Annotated in this window: 3 protein-coding genes; all 3 read right to left on the reverse strand. The window is 68.6% G+C overall.

The window, feature by feature from the left end:
• Positions 1-345: aldolase/citrate lyase family protein (locus VGV06_06450; protein ID HEV2054799.1), on the reverse strand; the 345-nt coding region annotated here is incomplete at its 3' end.
• Positions 346-354: 9 nt separating this feature from the next.
• Positions 355-1,119 (reverse strand): ABC transporter permease, encoded by a 765-nt coding sequence (locus VGV06_06455; protein ID HEV2054800.1) that lies wholly within the window; start codon positions 1,117-1,119, stop codon positions 355-357.
• Complete coding sequence (locus VGV06_06460; GenBank protein ID HEV2054801.1) at positions 1,119-2,012, reverse strand: ABC transporter ATP-binding protein; 894 nt, start codon at positions 2,010-2,012, stop codon at positions 1,119-1,121. Before VGV06_06460 ends, VGV06_06455 begins: the two co-directional genes overlap by 1 nt.
• Positions 2,013-2,219: the final 207 nt, after the last annotated feature.

Genomic DNA, 2,219 nt, shown 5'->3' on the forward strand with positions numbered 1-2,219 from the left:
GCCCTTGGGCGGGTACTGGCCGTAATCCGCGACGATCTGCGCCTCCTCGCGGGTCTTGACGTTGGGGGCGACGAAGCCCCAGGCGCCCGCGTCCAGGATGCGCTTGATGCCGAGCTCGCTCACCTCGGGGATGCGCGCGAGCGGCGCCACGGGATAGCGGCCGATGGCCTGGAACATGCCGGTCATGGTCAAGAGATCGATCGGGTTGTGCTCCGTGTCCACGGTCAGCCAGTCCCAGCCCTGCGCCGCCAGCGACTCGGCGACGATCGCGTCTCCGAGCGCCAGCCACACGCCCACCACCGGCTTACCCGCCTTGAGCTTCCGCTTCACGTCGTTCGTTAGCATCGAGTCTCCTTAGGCGAACTTGAGGGATTGCTCGCGCCGGTACGCCCGGATCGTGAGCGCCATAAAGAGCGCGGTGTAGCCGGCGAGCCAGGCGAGGCTCGTGAGGAGGGGTTCGGACGGGACGCCGACCGCGCTCCACGCGAGCTGACCGTAGTGGTAGGTCGGCAGGTACGGGGCGATCCGCTGGACGAAGCCGGGGAGCCGGTCGAGCGGCATGAACAGGCCCGAGGCGAACGACAGCGGGAGGAAGATCAGGTTCGCCAGCGCGGGCGCCAGGGTGGGACCTGAGCTGTAGCCTATCGCGAAGCCCAGCGCGATGAAGGGCAGCGATCCCGCGAGGAGCCGCACGGAGACGTTGATCCAGACCGTGAGGTCCTGCCGGACACCACCGACGATGATGCCGTAGATGATCAGGACCACGACGGACAGCAGGGAGAACGCGAGCGCGTTCAGCACCTTTGCCAGAATGGCGATCGCCGGCGGCAGCGGGGTCGCGCGCATCAGCAAATCGACCTTCATGCCCCGCTCCGTCGCCACGCCGATCCCGAAGCCGTAGACCATCACGCTGCCGACCGCGTAGGCGGCGAACGAGGCGAGGAGATAGGCGCCCACGCTCACGCCGTTCGGAAAGGTGTCGCGCGCGAAGGGCAGCCCGAAGAAGGTGAAGAAGAGCACAGGGAGCGCGAGGTTCGTCAGGCTGAAGGCCGGGGTGCGCCAGCGGATGCGTAGCTCGCCGAGCGTCTGGGCGAGGAGCATCCGGAAGAGCGGGGCCATCAGGCGCGCTCCGGCCGGCGGGTGAGGCTCAGGAAGGCTTCTTCGAGGTCGGCGCCCGCGACTTCGAGATCCTGGATTTCGATGCCGCGCTCGAACAGCGCGCGCAAGACCGTTTCGGGCTCGTTGGTCAGGAAGCGCACGCGGCTGTCTGAAACCTCTAGTGCAGAGACCGCGAGGCCGCCGAAGGTGTCGGCGTGCAGCGGGCGCGCCACCGCGAAGCTGACGCGCTTCCCCGCGACCTTGGACATCAGCTCCCGCGGGGTGGCGTCGGCGATGACCCGACCGTGGTCGACGACGACGATGCGACGGGCGAGCTCTTCGGCTTCCCGGAGATAGTGGGTCGTGAACACGACCGTCTTGCCGACGGCCGCGAGGGCCTGGATGCTCGCGACGAAGGCGCGGCGGGCTTCGACGTCCATCCCGACGGTGGGCTCGTCAAGGAAGAGGATTTCGGGATTGCCGCAGATGGCCAGGGCGAAGTAGAGGCGCTGGCGCTGGCCCCCCGAGAGCGTGGCGACGCGGGCGTCCGTCTTGTCCGTGAGGCCGGCCATGGCGACGGCCTGGTCGGCGGGCAGGGGAGAGGGGTAGTAGGTGCCGAAGAGCGCGACCAGCTCGCGCACGGTCAGGACTCCGGTGGTGCCCGGCTCCTGCAGCATGACGCCGGCGCGGCTCCGGGCGCGCCGATCCGTCGGGGGCAGGCCGAAGAGCCGGACCTGGCCTCCCGTCGGCTGGCGCAGCCCCAGCATGAGGCTGATGGAGGTGGTCTTGCCCGCGCCGTTCGGGCCGAGCATGGCCACGATCTCGCCCGGCTCTATGGCCAAGCTGACGCCCCGCAGGGCCTCGACCTGCCCATAGCGCTTACTCGCCGCGATCAGCTCGACCACAGGGCTCATGAGCGGATTCCTTACGAACGAGGCCGTGTCTCGTTGGCCAGCGGTTGACGGGACTTGACGCCCGGTCCACCATCGTGCCCGATGGAGTTACGAGGCGCAACACTCATGTTCCTAGTGCCCCGATCCTGACATGCTCTACCGCTGGATGGCGGACCTGGTGCTCGTCGCACACCTGGCGTTCGTGGCGTTCGTGGCGCTCGGCGGGCT

The sequence above is a fragment of the Candidatus Methylomirabilota bacterium genome (assembly GCA_035936835.1).
Lineage (GTDB): Bacteria > Methylomirabilota > Methylomirabilia > Rokubacteriales > CSP1-6 > AR37.